Source organism: Virgibacillus subterraneus (genome assembly GCF_900110695.1).
In the GTDB taxonomy this organism is placed as follows: Bacteria; Bacillota; Bacilli; order Bacillales; family Amphibacillaceae; genus Lentibacillus; species Lentibacillus subterraneus.
Map to the genome: position 1 here is coordinate 274,806 of NZ_FOEH01000004.1, position 18,521 is coordinate 293,326.

At 35.6% G+C, this 18,521-nt stretch carries 20 protein-coding genes; 6 read left to right on the forward strand and 14 right to left on the reverse strand.

What is annotated here, in order from left to right; translation table 11 throughout:
* Position 1 precedes the first annotated feature (1 nt).
* The 3 genes from ctaD to cyoE form a co-directional block, all read right to left on the reverse strand.
* Positions 2-1,855, reverse strand: a complete 1,854-nt coding sequence (ctaD, locus tag BMY13_RS13190) for a cytochrome c oxidase subunit I (RefSeq protein ID WP_092493067.1) — start codon at positions 1,853-1,855, stop codon at positions 2-4.
* 54 nt (positions 1,856-1,909) lie between these two features.
* Positions 1,910-2,962, reverse strand: a complete 1,053-nt coding sequence (gene coxB / locus BMY13_RS13195; RefSeq protein WP_092505132.1) for a cytochrome c oxidase subunit II — start codon at positions 2,960-2,962, stop codon at positions 1,910-1,912.
* 66 nt (positions 2,963-3,028) lie between these two features.
* On the reverse strand, positions 3,029-3,970 hold the full coding sequence (gene cyoE / locus BMY13_RS13200) for a heme o synthase (RefSeq protein WP_092493070.1): 942 nt from the start codon (positions 3,968-3,970) through the stop codon (positions 3,029-3,031).
* A 505-nt stretch (positions 3,971-4,475) separates the two neighbouring features.
* Here cyoE and BMY13_RS13205 point away from each other — a divergent pair.
* Positions 4,476-5,384, forward strand: a complete 909-nt coding sequence (locus BMY13_RS13205; protein WP_092493071.1) for a COX15/CtaA family protein — start codon at positions 4,476-4,478, stop codon at positions 5,382-5,384.
* A 184-nt stretch (positions 5,385-5,568) separates the two neighbouring features.
* Here the strand turns inward: BMY13_RS13205 and pyc are convergent, their stop codons facing one another.
* The 3 genes from pyc to BMY13_RS13220 form a co-directional block, all read right to left on the reverse strand.
* Complete coding sequence (gene pyc, locus BMY13_RS13210) at positions 5,569-9,012, reverse strand: pyruvate carboxylase (RefSeq protein WP_092505134.1); 3,444 nt, start codon at positions 9,010-9,012, stop codon at positions 5,569-5,571.
* Positions 9,000-10,187, reverse strand: a complete 1,188-nt coding sequence (gene ftsW, locus BMY13_RS13215) for a putative lipid II flippase FtsW (RefSeq protein ID WP_092493073.1) — start codon at positions 10,185-10,187, stop codon at positions 9,000-9,002. Before ftsW ends, pyc begins: the two co-directional genes overlap by 13 nt.
* A 261-nt stretch (positions 10,188-10,448) precedes the next feature.
* A complete protein-coding gene (locus BMY13_RS13220) occupies positions 10,449-10,730 on the reverse strand; it encodes an Fpa/YlaN family protein (RefSeq protein ID WP_092493248.1) in 282 nt (93 codons plus the stop codon).
* A 174-nt stretch (positions 10,731-10,904) separates the two neighbouring features.
* On the opposite strand from BMY13_RS13220, the gene BMY13_RS13225 reads away from it, so the two are divergent.
* Together BMY13_RS13225 and BMY13_RS13230 are read left to right on the forward strand one after the other, a co-directional pair.
* Complete coding sequence (locus tag BMY13_RS13225; protein ID WP_092505136.1) at positions 10,905-11,393, forward strand: hypothetical protein; 489 nt, start codon at positions 10,905-10,907, stop codon at positions 11,391-11,393.
* A 337-nt stretch (positions 11,394-11,730) separates the two neighbouring features.
* Positions 11,731-12,333 carry a YhcN/YlaJ family sporulation lipoprotein gene (locus tag BMY13_RS13230; protein WP_092493075.1) on the forward strand — a complete coding sequence of 201 codons (603 nt, stop codon included), beginning with the start codon at positions 11,731-11,733 and terminating at the stop codon, positions 12,331-12,333.
* A 182-nt stretch (positions 12,334-12,515) separates the two neighbouring features.
* On the opposite strand, the gene BMY13_RS13235 is transcribed toward BMY13_RS13230, so the two are convergent.
* Positions 12,516-12,818 (reverse strand): hypothetical protein, encoded by a 303-nt coding sequence (locus BMY13_RS13235; protein ID WP_092505138.1) that lies wholly within the window; start codon positions 12,816-12,818, stop codon positions 12,516-12,518.
* Between the two features lie 140 nt (positions 12,819-12,958).
* On the opposite strand from BMY13_RS13235, the gene BMY13_RS13240 reads away from it, so the two are divergent.
* Positions 12,959-13,162 carry a YlaI family protein gene (locus BMY13_RS13240; protein WP_092493078.1) on the forward strand — a complete coding sequence of 68 codons (204 nt, stop codon included), beginning with the start codon at positions 12,959-12,961 and terminating at the stop codon, positions 13,160-13,162.
* Between the two features lie 35 nt (positions 13,163-13,197).
* On the opposite strand, the gene BMY13_RS13245 is transcribed toward BMY13_RS13240, so the two are convergent.
* Entirely contained in the window at positions 13,198-13,503 is a 306-nt protein-coding gene (locus BMY13_RS13245) for a YlaH-like family protein (protein ID WP_092493079.1), read from the reverse strand.
* A 160-nt stretch (positions 13,504-13,663) separates the two neighbouring features.
* Here BMY13_RS13245 and BMY13_RS19525 point away from each other — a divergent pair, with 160 nt between their 5' ends.
* A complete protein-coding gene (locus BMY13_RS19525; protein WP_175476801.1) occupies positions 13,664-13,834 on the forward strand; it encodes a DUF5325 family protein in 171 nt (56 codons plus the stop codon).
* 15 nt (positions 13,835-13,849) lie between these two features.
* On the opposite strand, the gene BMY13_RS13250 is transcribed toward BMY13_RS19525, so the two are convergent.
* Together BMY13_RS13250 and BMY13_RS13255 are read right to left on the reverse strand one after the other, a co-directional pair.
* A complete protein-coding gene (locus tag BMY13_RS13250) occupies positions 13,850-14,659 on the reverse strand; it encodes an inositol monophosphatase family protein (RefSeq protein WP_092493080.1) in 810 nt (269 codons plus the stop codon).
* A 161-nt stretch (positions 14,660-14,820) separates the two neighbouring features.
* Positions 14,821-15,012, reverse strand: coding sequence for a hypothetical protein (locus BMY13_RS13255; protein ID WP_092493081.1), 192 nt, complete (start codon positions 15,010-15,012; stop codon positions 14,821-14,823).
* 208 nt (positions 15,013-15,220) lie between these two features.
* Here BMY13_RS13255 and BMY13_RS13260 point away from each other — a divergent pair, with 208 nt between their 5' ends.
* Positions 15,221-15,838: a YktB family protein gene (locus tag BMY13_RS13260; RefSeq protein ID WP_092505140.1), complete on the forward strand. Its 618-nt coding sequence runs from the start codon at positions 15,221-15,223 to the stop codon at positions 15,836-15,838.
* 112 nt (positions 15,839-15,950) lie between these two features.
* On the opposite strand, the gene BMY13_RS13265 is transcribed toward BMY13_RS13260, so the two are convergent.
* From BMY13_RS13265 to BMY13_RS13280, 4 genes are all read right to left on the reverse strand, one after another.
* Positions 15,951-16,223, reverse strand: coding sequence for a UPF0223 family protein (locus tag BMY13_RS13265; RefSeq protein ID WP_092493083.1), 273 nt, complete (start codon positions 16,221-16,223; stop codon positions 15,951-15,953).
* Positions 16,224-16,237: 14 nt separating this feature from the next.
* Positions 16,238-17,197: an NAD(P)H-dependent flavin oxidoreductase gene (locus BMY13_RS13270; RefSeq protein WP_092505142.1), complete on the reverse strand. Its 960-nt coding sequence runs from the start codon at positions 17,195-17,197 to the stop codon at positions 16,238-16,240.
* A gap of 194 nt (positions 17,198-17,391) precedes the next feature.
* Complete coding sequence (locus BMY13_RS13275; RefSeq protein ID WP_092493086.1) at positions 17,392-17,496, reverse strand: GapA-binding peptide SR1P; 105 nt, start codon at positions 17,494-17,496, stop codon at positions 17,392-17,394.
* A 157-nt stretch (positions 17,497-17,653) separates the two neighbouring features.
* Positions 17,654-18,514 (reverse strand): polysaccharide deacetylase family protein, encoded by an 861-nt coding sequence (locus BMY13_RS13280; RefSeq protein ID WP_092505144.1) that lies wholly within the window; start codon positions 18,512-18,514, stop codon positions 17,654-17,656.
* Positions 18,515-18,521: the final 7 nt, after the last annotated feature.

Consider the following 18,521-nt stretch of genomic DNA (forward strand, 5'->3'; position numbering starts at 1 on the left):
ATTAGTCAGCCTCCCTTTCAAGTTCTTCTTTTGTAATATGGTAACCATGATCATCTTTTAATGATCTGATTAACATACAACCAAGTAATATACCCATACCTACAAATAATGGAATATAAGCCCAGGTATAGTTGACTTGATAAATGAAACCAAATCCGGCTATAAATAATCCAAATGACATAATGAATGGCAAGATCGATCCATTTGGCATATGGATATCCCCCAATGGTTCTGCAGGTGTCATTTTGCCTTTACCTTCTGTTTTTTCAACCCAAAGTGGGTCCAGTCCACGGACTAATGGGGTTTGTTTAAAGTTATAGTGAGCAGGCGGTGAAGATGTCGCCCATTCAAGTGTACGACCATCCCATGGATCATCAGGTACTTTTTCTCCCTTAACTGCTGTGTAAACAACATTATAGAAGAATATAATAACACCAATTGCCATTAAGAATGCACCAATTGTACTAATTAAGTTACCTGTATCCAAGCCTTGATCTTTTAAGAATACCCAGTAACGACGAGGCATTCCCATCAAACCTAAGAAATGTTGGATAAAGAAAGTTAAATGAAATCCAGTAAAGAATATCCAGAAAGCTATTTTACCAAGTTTTTCATTTAGGATTCGCCCAAACATTTTAGGCCACCAATAGTGCAGACCAGCTAAAATTCCAAAAACGGTACCACCAACAATTACATAATGGAAGTGGGCAACAACGAAATAAGTATCGTGGTACTGATAGTCAGCAACAACTGAAGCTACCATTACCCCTGTCATACCTCCAAGAGTAAATGTAGGGATAAATCCTAATGCCCATAACATTGCTGAGTTAATAGTTATACTACCGCCCCACAATGTCGCGAGCCAATTAAATATTTTAATCCCAGTTGGTACAGCTATAGCCATTGTCGCAATCGCAAAGATCGAGTTAGCTACAGGTCCAAGACCTACTGTAAACATATGGTGAGCCCAAACCATGAAACCTAAAAATGCGATTAAGATAGTTGCAAACACCATTGCTGTATAACCAAACAAGCGTTTTTTAGCGAATGTAGAGAAAATATCACTAAATAACCCGAATGCTGGTAATATCAGGATATATACTTCAGGATGACCAAATATCCAGAATAAATGCTCCCAGATAATAGTATTCCCTCCCAGTGCAACATTAAAGAATGCTGAACCAAATAATCGATCAAACATTAGTAGGAATAAACCTATTGTTAATGCTGGAAAAGCGAATAAAATTAATACACTTGTTATAAACGTTGTCCATGAAAACAATGGCATACGCATGTATGTCATTCCAGGTGCACGCATGTTAATAATGGTAACTAGAAAGTTAATACCACCAATTAGCGTACCAGCACCTGATATTTGTAAACCGAGCACATAGAAATCAACACCATGTCCTGGTGATGTGGTCGACAAAGGTGCATATGACGTCCACCCTGCATCAGGTGCTCCACCTAAAAGCCAACTACAGTTTAAAATAAGCCCGCCGAATAAAAACAACCAAAAGCCCAATGAATTTAAAAACGGAAATGCGACGTCTCTTGCCCCTATTTGTAAAGGCATGACGGCATTCATCAAGCCTAATAATAACGGCATTGCCGCTAAGAATATCATCGTAGTCCCATGCATCGTAAGAATTTCATTATACAAACCTGCGCTGACAAAGTCATTTTCAGGTCTGACCAATTGAATACGTATAATCATGGCTTCCAATCCACCGAGTATGAAGAAAAATCCACCACCGAACAGATATAAATGAGCAATCTTTTTATGATCTACAGTGGTTAAATAATCCCATAGCACAGCGCCGAAGCCTCTTTTTTGAGTAGCTGCTATACTCACGAGTTAAACCTCCCTTTAACATCTTCCATCCCTTGATTTATATGTGTATGTTTATTAATTTCCTGCACTTTCAGGTGTAACCTCAGACGGTTTTAATTGCATTAAATATTCAGCAATTTTACCAGCCTCTTTTTCTGAAACCTCAGGGTAATTACCAGTCATTTTATTTCCTGGCTTAATGGATTCAGGATCCACAATCCATTTAACCAAGTTTTCCTTCGTCGGATCTAAAATTCCGGCGATTTTAGAACGATCACCAAAGTTAGTAAGGTTAGGTCCTATTTGCGTTGGAGATGAACCAATCGCATGACAACTCATACAATTATTTTGCTGGAACAGCGACTTACCTTCCTGTGCAACAGCATCCTGTGGTTGATTATCAGGATTTACATTTTTCATATCCTTTACCCACTGATCAAATTCTTCCTGGCTGACTACAATAACCTTGAAGTCCATAAGTGAGTGAGACGGACCACAAAGTTCTGTACATTTACCCCAGTAAACGCCCTCTTCATATGCTTCGATATACATCTTATTCTCATTCTCTGGCAACACATCCATTTTCCCTGAAATAGATGGTACCCAGAATGAATGGTGTACATCTGAAGATTTCATGGATAAATAAATCTTTTCGCCAACTGGTACATATAAATCCTGACTGGTTTGAATTTCTTGCCCTTCATAATTAAAATGCCACCAATATTGGTTACCAGTAACTTGAATGTTCAATCCATCTTTTGAACCGGAATTATCCGCTAAATCAAAAGTTGCCGTTACAGTAGGCACTGCAATAATGATCAACAGGATAATTGGGATAACTGTCCAGATTGTTTCAAGTGTTTTGTTACCTTCAACTTGCTTCGGAATAAAGTCCTCTTGACCTTTTTTCTTACGATAGCGCAGCAGAACTGCTACATATATAAGCATTACAACCGCAAAGACAAACAGCATTACAACTGTCGAAATAATAATTAAATCCATAGAGGACTCTGCGCCATACCCTTTGGGTACAAGAGCAGTTAAGTTGTCTTTACCACATGCTGACAACACTAGTGCTAACGAGCCTAACAGAAAAAATGCTCTGAATCTTCCCATCCAACCTTTCATGTATTCATACCTCTCTTTCTCTTTGTAACTTCCTTATATATTAATTTTGTATAAGTAAGGACGAGTTTAACTAAACGGGAAATCAAATGTCACAATTACCATCAGTAAAAATACGATGGTTAAGTAATTTAAGGAATATATAAATATCATATTCGCCCATTTCAAATCATTCTTCGTAAAAAATCCACTAATACCAAGTGCTAACCACCCAACATTCAATAAAGTTGCGATTACCATAAAAGTTGTTCCTAATGATGCTAAAAAAAATGGTAGTGGCAATAAGCATGCAATGTAGACGACAATTTGTCGTTTTGTAAATTCAAACCCATGTACAACAGGGAGCATTGGTATGTTTGCAGCCTTATATTCCTTTGATTTTTTCATAGCTAAAGCCAGAAAATGCGGCGTTTGCCATATAAACATAGTAAGGAACAAAACAAAAGCTACCATGTGAAGACCTGGGTCGATAGCTGCCCACCCAATTAATGGGGGGACCGCTCCGGAAATACTACCAATTGCTGTGTTTAAGGTATATTTGCGTTTGGACCACATTGTATACAGAACAACGTATGTAAACCAGCCTATAAATCCAATAAACGCTGCTTCAACAGTTGTGAACAATAAGAGGATAAGTCCCAATGTGGTAGAAGAAATGCCTAAGAGCAGAACATTTTTTAACGATATACTTCCTGTAACTGTCGGACGTGTCTTTGTTCTCGACATAACAGGATCAATATCTACATCATACCAATTATTCATGATACAACCACCGGCAATAACAAGAGCACTTCCAGCCATAGTTAATAGAAAAACTTCCCAATTAGCTGCAAAAGTACTGTTTGTAAAATAAAGAGCCAACCAAAAACCGGTAAATGTCGTAATTAAGTTAGAATTTACAATTCCTACTTTAATGAGTGACTTTAGATCAGCAAGTAAAGTAACATCCTTTTCCTTTGCTGCAGCTGAATTACCAATTAGAGGTGAAGAAGTTGTCTCCACTTTATTCATTACATATATTCCCCCCTTCTAAACCCAACAAAAGGCACAAATAATTTCTAGGCATACTACTTATCATACCTAAGTATTCCCAATAGTATCCTACATAATTATTCTAATTGTACCATGGAATTGAAATACAATCTATTTACTACATTACTTGATTTCACCTTTTCAAACCTCCAAATGTGACAGTTTTGTGAAATAGAGGTCTAAAATAAAACAAAAGGCTTTTAAAGCCTTTGTCCAGTAAAATATAAAATATGTAGTTATCCCATAGCGATGGGCATAGTGAATTGAAGCTTAGCAAATATCCCCTATATTATTTCTAGCAAACAAATCTCGACAATGCAAGAGTTTTTTATTTTTTTATAGTGAAAATGGTAATAAGCCATGATAAGATGACAATTGTGTGATTTTTACTATATGTTTAGCGTTTTTCATTGCTCTATTAACATAGAAGTATTAATATTATTCTATTGAGGTATATTTACTTGACATAAAGTGAGGCAGTCATATGATTAAAATGTTAAAATGGCTCTCTGTAGTTTCTACATTGGGCATGGTATTTGTGTTAATGGGGGGATCCCTTGTTACGAAGACTGAATCTGGCATGGGATGTGGAGCAACTTGGCCACTATGCCATGGAGAATTCGTACCATCCACTATTACGCCAGAACTTGTAATAGAGCTTAGTCATAGATTAGTATCTGGAATTATGGGTGTCACTGTATTGGCTTTATCCATTTTGGCTTGGAAGTTTATTGGTCACATTCGTGAAGTGAAATTCCTAGCCTTTTTATCATCGTTCTTCTTGGTGCTCCAAGCACTAATTGGTGCAGCAGCGGTAGTATGGAATCAATCGGATTTTGTTTTGGCAACGCATTTTGGTATTTCACTTATATCATTTGCATCACTGTTTTTGCTGATGCTTTTAATATTTGAAATAGATCAGAAATTCGATGCAAAATCGTTAATCATTCAAAAGAAACACCGTATTGAAATTTATGCACTGACGATATACACATTACTTGTTGTTTATACAGGTGCATTGGTTAGACACGCCAATTCTAGTATGGCTTGTGGCGACTGGCCATTTTGTTCAAATGGGTCACCATTTTCACTAGCTGACTATAACTTTGAACAGTGGGTTCAGATGGGGCATAGACTAGCTGCTAGTTTATTATTTATTTGGACGGTTGTGTTATTTATAAAAATCATGAAAAATTACCGAACAAATCGGGTCATGTACTGGGGTTGGATTACAACAGTCTCTTTAATAAGTCTGCAAGTCTTCTTTGGAGCTATGATTGTCTTTACAATGTTGAACCTGGGAATAGCATTATTACATGCGTTTGTAATTTCCTGCTATTTTGCAATGCTCAGTTATTTCATATTGTTATCAACAAGAAGCGCAAAGCATTAGAAAACTTGACATTCATTAAAAGGGTTCCTATGAAAGCCTATTTTGCTTTCTTAGAACCCTTTTACTTTGGACAATAAACCTTGTTTTTAGATAAGCCCCATTTGCACTTGTGCTTCAAGAAAATAAATATACTTTCTTGACTGTGAAATAAAGGGTAATGGACTAGTCCATTACCCTTTTTAAACTATTCAAATTCAATTAGTAGATCATTAACTGCTATCGCTTCACCATTTTTTACGTAAATATCTTTAATGACACCTGTATATGGAGCTTGAACAGTTGTTTCCATTTTCATAGCTTCATTAATTAGTAAATAATCACCCTTTTGGACTTTTTCTCCTTTTTCACAGAGAACTTTAACAACTGTTCCAGGCATGGTTGCACCAATTTGTTTGTCATTACCTTGATCAATCTTTGGCTTTGTTATAAGTTGCGATTTTACATTTTCATCTTTAACGATAATTTCTCTCGATTGACCATTCAATTCAAAATAAATGACACGGGTACCATCTGACCGCGCTTCAGAAATAGATACCAGCTTTACAAACAGCGTTTTCCCTTGTTCAATTTCGACCTCAATTTCCTCACCTAGCTTCATACCATAGAAGAATGTGAGTGTATCGAGAACCGACATATCACCATACATTTCGGTAAACTTATGGTAATCCATAAATACTTTGGGATATAGTGCATATGAAATCAAGTCAAAACTTGTTACCTGGCGATCAAGGGTTTTAAATAATGTTTCCTTTAATTGGGTGAAATCAATCGGATCTAATAACTCACCCGGTCGTACCTTAATTGATTCTTTTCCTTTTAAAATAATCCGTTGTAATTCTTGTGGAAATCCTTGATACGGCTGACCAATATAGCCCTGTGCAAATTCAATTACAGAATCGGGGAAATCAATTGATTCTCCTCGTTCATATATTTCATCTTCGGTTAAGTCATTCTGAACCATGAATAATGTCATATCCCCTACCACCTTAGATGAAGGTGTGACCTTAACAATATCCCCAAACATATCATTTACTTGTCTGAACATCGTTTTAACTTCATTCCAACGATCCTCAAGTCCTACCGCTTTCGCTTGTTGTTTTAAGTTACTATATTGTCCACCTGGCATTTCATGAGTATAAATTTCGGTATGTGGTGCTTTCATACCACTCTCAAAATCTTGATAGTAATCTCTAATACCTTCCCAATAATGTGAGATTTTTTCATAGGAATCGATATTTAATTTAGGTTGACGGTCTCTTCCTTCTAATGCGTGATATAAAGTCTGCGCACTTGGCTGTGATGTCAAACCAGCCATTGGACCACTGGCTACATCAACCGCATCTACTCCAGCATCAATAGCTCGAGCATACATATAAATACCATTACCGCTTGTGTCATGTGTATGCAGATGGATTGGCAAATCAATGGTCTCTTTTAAAGTTGAAATCAATTGATAAGCAGCTTCTGGTTTTAGCAAGCCAGCCATATCCTTTATCCCCAATATATGTGCACCAGCCCGCTCTAACTCTTTGGCCAAGTTGACATAATAATTTAAATCATATTTCGTACGACCTGAATCCAGTATATCACCTGTATAACACATAGATGCTTCGGCAATTTTATTATTTTCCCGTACTGCCTGAATAGCAGGTTTCATTCCCTCAACCCAATTCAGACTGTCAAATATACGGAAGACATCAATTCCAGCAGATGCACTATTTTCAACAAATTCACTTATTAAATTATCAGGGTAATTTTTATAACCTACCGCATTACTTGCACGTAGTAACATTTGAAACAAAACATTCGGCATTTTTTCACGAAGTTTTATTAATCGCTGCCAAGGGTCTTCTTTTAAGAAACGATAGGATACATCAAATGTTGCTCCCCCCCACATTTCCACAGAAAAAAGCTGGGGTAATAAACGCGCAGTCGGCTCGGAAATCTTTAATAAATCCTTTGTTCTGACACGAGTAGCTAATAAAGATTGATGTGCATCGCGAAAGGTAGTGTCTGTCAGCATCACGTTATTTTGTGCTTTTAACCACTCTGCTAAATATTCAGGTCCATGCTCATCCAAAATCTGTTTTGTCCCCGTCGGAATTTCATCCAGCTTATTAATTTTAGGTACAATTGGAGATGCTAATGACGGTTTCTTCTTTCTAGCAATACCTTCAAATCCATTAACTGTAGTATGGCCAATATAGGAAAGCATTTTAGTTCCACGGTCTTTTCGCTTCGGAAATACAAATAACTCTGGTGTCTGATCAATAAACGTTGTACTGTATTTTCCAGATAAAAATTTACTATGTGAGATTACATTTTCCAAGAAAGGAATGTTTGTTTTTATTCCTCTAATCCGGAATTCTTTTAAATTTCTGACCATTTTTTGTGCAGCTTGTTCAAATGTCAGTGCCCAAGTCGACACCTTTACTAGTAAAGAGTCATAATGCGGAGAAATAATCGCACCCTGGAATCCATTTCCAGCGTCCAAGCGTACACCAAATCCTCCACCAGTGCGGTAAGCCATAATCTTCCCGGTGTCCGGCATGAAATTGTTTAATGGATCTTCTGTTGTTACACGTGATTGAATAGCATATCCGTTGGTCACGATTCTATCCTGGTCAGGAATACCAATTGACTTGTTATGAATATCTTGTCCTTCAGCAATTTTAAGCTGGGTTTGGACAATATCAATTCCAGTTATCATTTCTGTAATGGTATGCTCAACCTGAACACGTGGGTTAACTTCAATAAAATAATAATCATCATCTGTTACTAAAAATTCAACAGTTCCCGCATTTATGTAGTTAACATTTTTCATCAGGTCTACTGCTGCTTCACAGATCTCAAGTCGTAAATCATCTTGTAATGAAACACTTGGTGCCATCTCTACTACCTTTTGATGCCTGCGTTGTATGGAGCAGTCTCGCTCATATAAATGAACTGTATTTCCATGTTTGTCCCCAATAACTTGTACTTCTATATGTTTTGGGTTTTCTATTAACTTCTCAACATACACTTCGTCACTGCCAAATGCTGCTCTTGCCTCTGACTTAGCACGATCATAGGCTTCTGACAATCCACTTTCATTACGGACGATACGCATACCACGGCCACCGCCGCCAAGTGATGCTTTAATAATGATTGGATAACCATGTTTTTCCCCGAATTTTCTTACGTCATCTACTGTTGTTACTGGCCCATCAGTACCTGGAATAATTGGAAGGCCAGCGTTTATTGCCTGCGTTCTAGCTTTCACTTTATCGCCAAACATATTCAAATGCTCGCTTGTTGGACCAATGAAAATTATTCCCTCTTCTTCACAACGCTTAGCAAAATGAATATTTTCTGAAAGAAATCCATAGCCTGGATGTATCGCATCAATACCTACATTTTTTGCAAGTTCAATTATACCTTCAATATCAAGATATGCATCGATTGGCTTCTTCCCTTCACCAATCAAATAAGCCTCATCAGCTTTATAACGATGGTAAGAGCTGGTGTCTTCTTGGGAATAAACCGCAACAGTACGAATATTAAGTTCAGTACAAGCTCGGAAGACACGTATAGCAATTTCACCACGATTTGCAACTAATACTTTTTCAATACGTTTTACCTCACCCATGTTTTTCCTCCTCTATTTTTAAATACATTTGTTTCAGGTTCTTCTTTTGTACTTACAGGTATTGGTTGTTCTTCTTTTTGCTTATTAGATTTTGCAATGTTATTCATTATTCCCATTGATACCATCATAACAAGAAGCGATGAGCCACCATAACTCACAAACGGCAATGGTACCCCTGTGATCGGTAAAATTCCACTTATTGCCCCGAGATTAATAAATGCTTGAATTCCAATCATCGAGGAAATTCCTATCGCTAATAGTGCACCAAAACTATCGGAGCATTTTTTGGAAATAAAGAATCCACGCAGAACAATAATAGACAACATACCCACTACAATAAAGACCCCTACAAAACCTAGTTCTTCAGCTATAACTGCCATTATAAAATCAGTATGAGGTTCTAGTAAATAGCCAAGCTTTTGAACACTCTGTCCCAAACCTTCACCAGTAAGTCCACCAACACCTATAGCTAGATATGACTGAATCAGATGATACCCATCGTCTTGCGGGTCTTCAAAAGGCTGGTAAGCCCCATCAAATCTGGCAATTCGCTCTTCAGTCACCATATTTGGTACAGCAAAAGCGACTAAAGCCAAGCCTACCAACACAAGAATGGATAAATGTTTAAAGTGAATTCCGGAACTGAATATCACAGAGCAAGCAATCATAAATATAATTGCTGCTGTTCCAATATCAGGCTGCGAAACAATGAGACCCAATATTACTGCAGTTAATATTAAAGGTGGAAGCACTCCTCTGTTAAACTCATTAATGTACGATTGTTTTTTAGAGTATACAGAGGCAAGATACATAATTAATCCTAATTTTGCAAATTCAGCAGGCTGCATACTGATGAATCCAAAATTGAACCACGATCGGGCACCGTTAGCTTCATTTCCAAAAATACTAACTCCCACCAATAATCCAATGATAATTAAAATTATCAATTTCATCAACTTTTGATAATATTTATACGGAAAAATGCTTGTCACAACAAACCCTACCATAGCTAATGAAAACCATTGAATCTGCTTAATCAGATAATGTGAACTTTCATTACCTTCTACAACAGCGATTACCATACTAGCACTGTAAATCATTACTATCCCAAACATTGATAGTAGTATTGGTGTAATCATTAACGTAAAATCATAACTCTTTAATCTCTGTATCATCTTTCTTCTCCTCAACATATGTATTAGTAACAATAGTTGAAATAGAAATTTTTAATAGTATAACATAATTAATATAATTGTGTAACATATTAAATTCCTACTTCTATTAGATTAGAAAACTTGGCTTTTCGCCAAGCCTTAATGGCAAAAGCCTTAGTTGCACTTATGCAGTAAAAGTATTTATACTTTCTTAACTGCTTAAATAAAAAAACCTTGCCATTATCCAATTAGGCAAAGTTTTTGCTAAGTTGTAACATGACATTACACCGAATTTTGTGCTGCTTCATGTAATATATTAAGCTGCCTTTCTAAATTCTCAAGTACTGCTTTACCTTCATGCTCGCTGATTAAGTTTAAACGCACAGCAAAATCGATCTCCCTTGAAAGACCAAACATTTGTGTATCCAAAACCTCTTCATATAAAGGACATTGTGGCATCGTTAAATTCTCAATCTGAACTTCTATTAGCCTTCGTATTTTATCAGCATCAGCCTTTAGAAGGGCATAGGCTTTTTCACGATGAGTTTCAGTCACCTCAGGAATCAAATATATCCCCTCCATTTAAAAGACTTTCTTCTATATTATATTATCGTTTGAACCATGAAAATGCAAATGATATTAAGGTAAATTTAAAATTAATCAATTAATCATTTATAGTGAAAAATTTAAGAATGTCTGCTATTCTTGATAAAGATAATTTTTGAGAGGTGGTTAGACATGATAGTCCCGATTATTGGAAATGTTACATATTCAATCACACTAGATCCAACCGTATGGATCTTTGATGATAGAAAAATACTACTAGAAGAAGCATTCACGGAACGAGAAAATGTACAAGTTGAGGACAATGAACTTGAAAATGCATCGAAACGTTGGAGTAGAGCAGTTTATCAACAGAAAATAAATCCACCAGTTAATAAAAGCATATCCCGGTTTGAACGAGAAAAAATACTAGAAAACTCATATGTAATGCCAATTAATGAGTTTGTGGATCATGCCGAAGTAAATGAAAATGCTACAGACGTTACAATCGTAACAAGTAAGGGAGATGAACATATCTCACTAGAAGCTTTGCAAAGTTGCTATTTACTATTTGCTGTTGATGGAAAGCCCCTAAAAGAAGAAGGGCCTGTTCACTTATTTTATAAGGACGGTTCCAATAAAGATAATCCTATTACAGGAATTGAGAAAATAGTTATTAATTAAATGATGAAGCTGTTTACATATTATATGTAAGCAGCTTTTTTAGTAGTTAAAAAACTATATATATTTTCTTACTTAATTAGTGCAACTATTGCTTATCTCTCCAAAGTATAAGGGGTTCAAACAAAGCAATATAAAGCTTTCATAAGAATCACTTTAGCAATGCTAAGTTACTAATACGAGTTCTTTTTTGAAATGGCATATAATAGAAAAGTCTTTCTCCAGAAATTGCAGATTTCTCTTAACCTTGCTTTTGTACTTTTGAATGTATATTTTACAGCATTCGACTCAGAATAATAAGACAGTAATTCCGTTTGTACATTTTAAAGGAGGAGTACACATGTTGTTACGTTTAGGAATACTGTCTTTAATGAGTTTTTTGTTTTTAAATGGCTGTCAGCAAAATGAGGAAGAAGATCAATCCTTATCAACTGAAAAAGAAAATAACCGTATTGTACAGGTAGAAGATTCTGACCCCAGAGAGAAACAAAATCCCACTAACAGACAAATCTCTACCCATTTAGCAAATATTGCAAGTGAAGTACCAAATGTCAATGACTCTGCATCCATAGTAGCAGGTCCATATGCTGTTGTAGGTATAAATGTTGATAAAGATTTAGACCGTTCACGTGTTGGAACTATAAAATATTCCGTTTTGGAAGCATTACAGAATGATCCATATGGAAAAACAGCAGTTGTTGTTGCTGATGGCGATGTTGTCGAAAGGCTTCGTATGATGGGAAACAAAATTAATCAAGGACATCCTGTACAGGGAGTTGTTGACGAACTTTCAGCAATTGTAGGTAGATATATGCCAGACTTTCCAATTAATGATGATCAACCACAGGAACCAGATCAAAACAAAGAAATGTTGCCAAAAGAAGATCAGGAAGAGTTGGATGATATAGAGGAAGAACAATCAAATCATCAGAACAATGAATAAGAAAAAAAGCGTAAGTGGCTGTTTAGCACAGTATGCAGTGTGCCAGCGCACTGCAGTTGCGTTACCGTACTTTGCAGCGGGTCTTGGCATTCAAGCCTTAGTTGCGCTTATGCAGTAAAAAAGTATTTATACTTTCTTACCTATCAAAAAGTGCTTCCCGAAGAGGATAGGAAGCACTTTTCTTATTTCATATTATTTTCTTCACTTTCTTTTTCCTTAACCTCATTATAATAGTCTACTCCAAATTGGGACCCTTCTGATACCATTTTAGCGTTTTCCAGTTGTGCAGGATCCTTGTCCTCTGTTTGATCTGGAATACCAGCATCTTCTAAAGTAGAATTAGATTTATTTGTATCTTTTACTTTATTGGTTATATATCTTACTTTATCTTTTAGTTTATTTCTGTTTTCCTCTTTATTAAGGATAACACCCATAATTCCTGCTCCGATAGCTCCAGCCGCTGAAGCAATATATCTTTTTCGCATCTAATCACCCTTTCCAATTTATATATAGTTTAATAATTAATATGTTCCCCACTTATTCTCTTATAAAACATTCACTTTAATACAAAAGAATGTCATGTTATAGTTAATAGGTAAACAGCCTAATTTTTAGAGGTGATGAGATGCAAGTACAATGTGTGTTATGTGACACTATAGAAGATATTCAGGATAGTTCATTGCAAGCTAAACGGTTAAGAAATCGCAGAATCCATATGTATTTATGTCAGCAATGTGATCAGCGGATATATAGTAACACAAAAAAGAGACATGAAACTGGAAACTTCCACTTATATGAAGGGAAGAAACAAAAAAAGGATTTAATATAGATAAAAACTCCCAAAAATGGGAGTTTTTTGTCTTTCTATGATTTACTTTTTGTTTTTCTCTCTTGATACAGTCTGAATCTGTATATTCCTAAAATCAGTGACATAATAAGTAAACTCTCTGTAATAGGATAACCAACTATACTAAAAAACGTTATGATTATCGAACCAAATGCTAACATTAAATAAACCAAAAAAGATTTTAATATTGGTAATTTGCGAGCAAATCCTAACTTGTATGCAATTGATGCAAAAATAAAATTTAAGACATAAAAAATTATTAGTTCATGACCATGATAATTATCTACAATAAAATCATATAGCAAACTAAAATTAGTATCCATCCATATCCTCCATTACCAGCAAACATTAAAACTCATTATCTATCATACTAAATCTTTTTGCTATATGCTAGTTATAAATTTGTCTGATTTCTTAAAATTAATTTTTTGAACAATACCCGGAATTAATATATACTAGTTCAAGTAAAAAGAGGTGTAATTTATGAAAAATATTAATATTCCCATGCTATCGTTAGCGACATTGGTAATTCTCATGTTTGTTCTCGTCGGAATTTCCATTGCATTTCGCAATGTTTGGTTTGTCTTATTATTTATACTGTTAGGTTTCGGATTTATGGGATACGGATTATCACTCAAGCGAAAAAGAAAGTGACTTCACTAATTGGAGTCACTTTTTTCCTTTCAGCATATAATCATCTACAATAGCACTTTTTATAGCCGGATTACATGTTAATATCGAATTTTTTTCAAGCATGTTAACTTCTTCGCCATAGATAGTTGTCGTCACGCCTCCTACTTCATTAACAATAACTATTCCTGCAGCAATGTCCCATGGAGATAAACTCATTGTTAAGTATCCATCCATTATTCCCTCTGCAACATAGGCGAATTCAAGTGCTGCAGAACCATATGTTCTAGTGCCCCTAATTGTTCTTACAAAATCCTGCATCACCTGTTCATCCACTAATCTATTTTCACAAAGCCAAAAGTGATTTAAGCCAACGATAGACTCCAAAAGGTGCTTTTTATTAACAAGGCTTGGTAAAGCATCATCGTTTTTAAATGCACCTTCATTGCGTTTGGCGCTATAAAGCACGTCAGCCATTACATCATATATAAAACCAATTTCTCCTACACCTTCATGATAAATACCTACAGATATTGCAAAATTTCTCTTTTGATGGACGAAATTCATCGTCCCATCAATTGGGTCTATTATCCAGACGGTCCCGTCAAGTGTTTCCAGTTGATCACCATACCCTTCCTCACTAATTATAAAGTGATCAGGATATGTTTTTTTAATATTTGATACAAAAAAGTTTTCTGTATTTTGATCCATAGTTGTTACCAGGTCATTTGGATTGGATTTTGTATTAATCTCCATCCGATCATGCATTTTTTCTCTAATCGTATTGCCTGCTTGAAGTACCCATTCTTTTGCTTGTTTGTATATTACATCACGCATCTCCAAATTCATTTATAAGCCTCCATTACATTTCATCTATATCTATGATACCAAATTGGATGCGTTGAATCATTTTTTTAATCTGGTGATTATAAACTTATACATACAAATGACCCCAATATTGTTCATAAACTATCAATGAACATATGTAAACATGGGGTCATTTTCCATTATTAATCATTTTCAATCTCCAACATTTGCAATCGTAATTGCTCTAAACGTTCTTTTGATTTTATCATTTCAATTTTATCGTTGGCTTCCATTGCATCGTGTAGCGTTACAAGTTCATAATCAATTTCCATTCGAATAACGGGCAATTTTTCTTGTGCTTCTTTCTTTCTCAGTGCCTCCATTACATATTTCACTTTACCCACAACCTTTCAGTTGGCTTTTATTATATATATGATATATTTTCCCAAATAGTTCATGGTAAATAGTAACTTTTGATTTTACATTCCCCAATTTTCAATCTTTTTAAACATTGTTCGCGGGGTATAACTTGACTGAATCCTATTTTTACTTAATAATAATTATTATAATCTATGATGGTTCACCTTAGAAAGGATGATTTATATGGTATTTAAGGGATTTACGGAAAAAGATTTTAATATCTTTACGATTGATGGCCTTGATGAGCGAATGGAAGCCATCAGAGAAAACATACAGCCAAAATTTAAGGCTCTAGGTGAAGAACTGACTGAACCTGTTTCAGAAATGACAGATAGTGAAATGCATATACATATTGCACAGCACCTAAGACGTACAAAGAACCCGCCTAATGATACATGGATGGCATTTTGTCATAATAAACGAGGTTACAAGAAACATCCGCATTTTCAAATCGGATTATTTGATGACCATTTATTTGTATGGCTTGCATATATTTATGAACTGCCAGGAAAACAGGAAATGGCTAAAACATTTTTAAAACACATGGAAGAGATCAAACAGACAATTCCAGATGATTATGTTGTTTCCTTGGATCATACCAAAAAAGATGCGACACGTTTTGATGAGATTAATTTGGAAAAGGCGCTTACCCGCTTTCAAAATGTTAAAAAAGCAGAATTTCTAATTGGCAGACATTTCAAACCTGGTGATCCGGTTTTGAAAGATGGACAGGCATTTTTAAAGGAAGTTGAAGATACATTTAATAAACTGACACCTCTTTATAAAATCTCAATGAATTAATAAAAGCACGTATGAGCCTTATTAATATTAGAAAACTTGGCTTATCGCCAAGACTTTAATGACGAAAAGCCATGACTGCCAAAGTAAAAGACCCTTCATAATGAAAGGTCTTTTACTTATTTATTGTAATTGTTTTTTGTTCAGATTCTCTAGCTTTTTTTACAACAGGATAACTTGCATATCCCGAAGCCTTTTCAAAGTCCGCAAAATAGGTCTTCTCTTCACTTTTAGATGGTACAATATCCTTGAATTTTCGGTATGCTGCTAGAATTTCTTCCCGTTTAACTTGCTGTTCATATGATTGTTCTATCAATGCAAAAAAATTAACAACATCAATAATTTCCTCTTTTGACCAAGATTCGTCTAGCGGGTAATGATAACTCATTACTGTTAATCACCTCAATCTATCCATTTTTCCTTAATGATATCAGCTTCACTAATCATCGAATTAATTAATTCTTTCACAGTAGGAATATCCTGGATTCTTGCTGCACCTTGACCAGCCCAGCCAAATCCTTCTGTATCCTTACCTTTATGGATGTATTGTTTATTAGCTTCCCCACTTATGTATGTTTTAAGTGCCTCGTAATCACCACGCTCTTTCTCTATACCTAAAATTTTGTCCGTCCATGGATTTTTCAGTGCCCTTGCCGGGGTTCCTAAAGTACGTTTTATTACGACTGTTGAATTTTCGTCAGCTTCAAGTAGTGCCTGTTTATATGCAGGATGTGCATCAATACATTCTTTTGTCGCAATAAAGCGTGTACCCATTTCAATACCTTCAGCTCCTAATGAAAGTGCGGCCATCATACTTCGTCCATCCACAATTCCTCCTGAAGCGATCACCGGGATAGAAACAGAATCAACAACTTGTGGCGTTAATACAAACGTACCAACATCACCACGTCCAAGGTGGCCTCCTCCTTCTTGTCCAACTACCATGACTGCGTCTGCGCCTAGCTCTTCTGCCTTTTCAGCTTGCCTGCGCGCAGCAACAAGCACAAGTTTCTTGATTGGAAGATCTTTTACCATGTCAAGCACACCTTTTGGATTTCCACCAGTTACTGATACGACTGGTACTTTTTCATCGATAGCCACTTGTACCATATGCTCAAATGACCGCCCATGTTGTCCAATAGCAAAATTAACACCAAAAGGTTTATTTGTTATTGTTTGCACTTTTCTTATCTCATTACGTAATTCATCTGGACCAGGTAGACTCATTGCCGTTATTTGCCCCAGACCACCAGCATTTGATACTGCTGCCGCTAAATCAGCATATGCTAAATATGCAAGTCCCCCCTGAATAATAGGATATTCAATTTCCAATAGCTCTGTTACTTTTGTTTCCCACCTCAATATAATCACCTCTTTTTCTTGTTATTCTATCATTTAATAATTAGTAATTGCTAATACAATATATAACCATTAAAATCTTGGCTTATCGCCAAGCCTTAGCTGCACTTATCCAGTAAGAAAGGATTTATACTTTTTTAACTGCTAAAGAATAAGCTGCACGGATATCCATGCAGCTTTAATGTATCAATATTAATTTATTTTTTATTACAAGTCGGACATGAACCATAAAGAGTAGTTACTTTTTCATCATCATAATGGTCAATTACTTTCTGGCAATCTTGACAAACGATTGTCCCCACCTGTCCCAACTCCTTTTCCAGTTAATTATAACACTGTATTGTTATTATAATGTGTCACAATTAAAGAATCAACCCCTAATTAGTATAACATATTACACTATATATGTTTTTGTGAATTAATAAACAGCCAGATATTAAAATACCTGACTGTTATATGTTACTCTTCGGTTTGTATTAATGAAGGGTCTACCATTTCATATCCCTTTTCTCGTAGTCCAGTTACAATATCTTTCAATGCCTTAGCCGTCCATTCGTGGTCGTGCATTAGTAAATTGGCACCCTTACTTAATAAATTGGTTTCCAGCATAATATCTGTGATGGCTTCCTTTGAACGGTACTCTGTTACCCAGTCATAACCGTACGTCCATTTCATTACGACCATGCCTTCATCTTTCGCTACTTCTTTTGAAAAGTCAGTGTTCTCACCATTTGGGGCTCTGAAAAACTCTGGTCTTTCCCCAATAATCTCCTCAATCCTATCATTTAAGCTAATAATTTCCTTTTTCTGTTCTTCCTTAGACAAATCTGGTAATAAAGGATGGTTATATGTATGATTTCCGATTTCAAAACCCATATCATGAATTTTCTTTAAAATTTCTTCTTCCTCAGTAGTATCCAGAAAATGTCCATTCACAAAAAAGATCGCACTCGCATTCAATTCTTTTAACGTTTTTGCCATCTCCAATGAATGTTTATGTGGCGCATCATCAATAGTTAACAATACTACCTTTTCATTTATACTATCATTCAAAGGCATTACCGAAGAGTTTTCCTCATTAATTATATACTGTGCTTCCAGCGGCTTGTCTTCTTCTGGTTCACTCATTTTTTCTTCTTCTTTTTCTGCATCTTCCTTCTCGCTATCTTCTTCAGCTTTTACTTCCTCATCAACATCATCTGTTTGTTCCTTAGTATTTTCCTGATTCGGAACTTTATCATCTGAATTGATTGTTTTACTTTCCTCACAAGCTGTAACAAATACAAGTAATACCAACAATATCCATATCAATTTTTTCATTGCTGTC

Coding starts and splice junctions, on each gene's coding strand:
- coxB (WP_092505132.1), bottom strand. CDS start 2,962: ATGAAAGGTTGGATGGGAAGATTCAGAGCATTTTTTCTGTTAGGCTCG.
- cyoE (WP_092493070.1), bottom strand. CDS start 3,970: ATGAATAAAGTGGAGACAACTTCTTCACCTCTAATTGGTAATTCAGCT.
- BMY13_RS13205 (WP_092493071.1), top strand. CDS start 4,476: ATGATTAAAATGTTAAAATGGCTCTCTGTAGTTTCTACATTGGGCATG.
- pyc (WP_092505134.1), bottom strand. CDS start 9,012: ATGGGTGAGGTAAAACGTATTGAAAAAGTATTAGTTGCAAATCGTGGT.
- ftsW (WP_092493073.1), bottom strand. CDS start 10,187: ATGATACAGAGATTAAAGAGTTATGATTTTACGTTAATGATTACACCA.
- BMY13_RS13225 (WP_092505136.1), top strand. CDS start 10,905: ATGATAGTCCCGATTATTGGAAATGTTACATATTCAATCACACTAGAT.
- BMY13_RS13230 (WP_092493075.1), top strand. CDS start 11,731: ATGTTGTTACGTTTAGGAATACTGTCTTTAATGAGTTTTTTGTTTTTA.
- BMY13_RS13235 (WP_092505138.1), bottom strand. CDS start 12,818: ATGCGAAAAAGATATATTGCTTCAGCGGCTGGAGCTATCGGAGCAGGA.
- BMY13_RS13240 (WP_092493078.1), top strand. CDS start 12,959: ATGCAAGTACAATGTGTGTTATGTGACACTATAGAAGATATTCAGGAT.
- BMY13_RS13245 (WP_092493079.1), bottom strand. CDS start 13,503: ATGGATACTAATTTTAGTTTGCTATATGATTTTATTGTAGATAATTAT.
- BMY13_RS19525 (WP_175476801.1), top strand. CDS start 13,664: ATGAAAAATATTAATATTCCCATGCTATCGTTAGCGACATTGGTAATT.
- BMY13_RS13250 (WP_092493080.1), bottom strand. CDS start 14,659: ATGAATTTGGAGATGCGTGATGTAATATACAAACAAGCAAAAGAATGG.
- BMY13_RS13260 (WP_092505140.1), top strand. CDS start 15,221: ATGGTATTTAAGGGATTTACGGAAAAAGATTTTAATATCTTTACGATT.
- BMY13_RS13265 (WP_092493083.1), bottom strand. CDS start 16,223: ATGAGTTATCATTACCCGCTAGACGAATCTTGGTCAAAAGAGGAAATT.
- BMY13_RS13280 (WP_092505144.1), bottom strand. CDS start 18,514: ATGAAAAAATTGATATGGATATTGTTGGTATTACTTGTATTTGTTACA.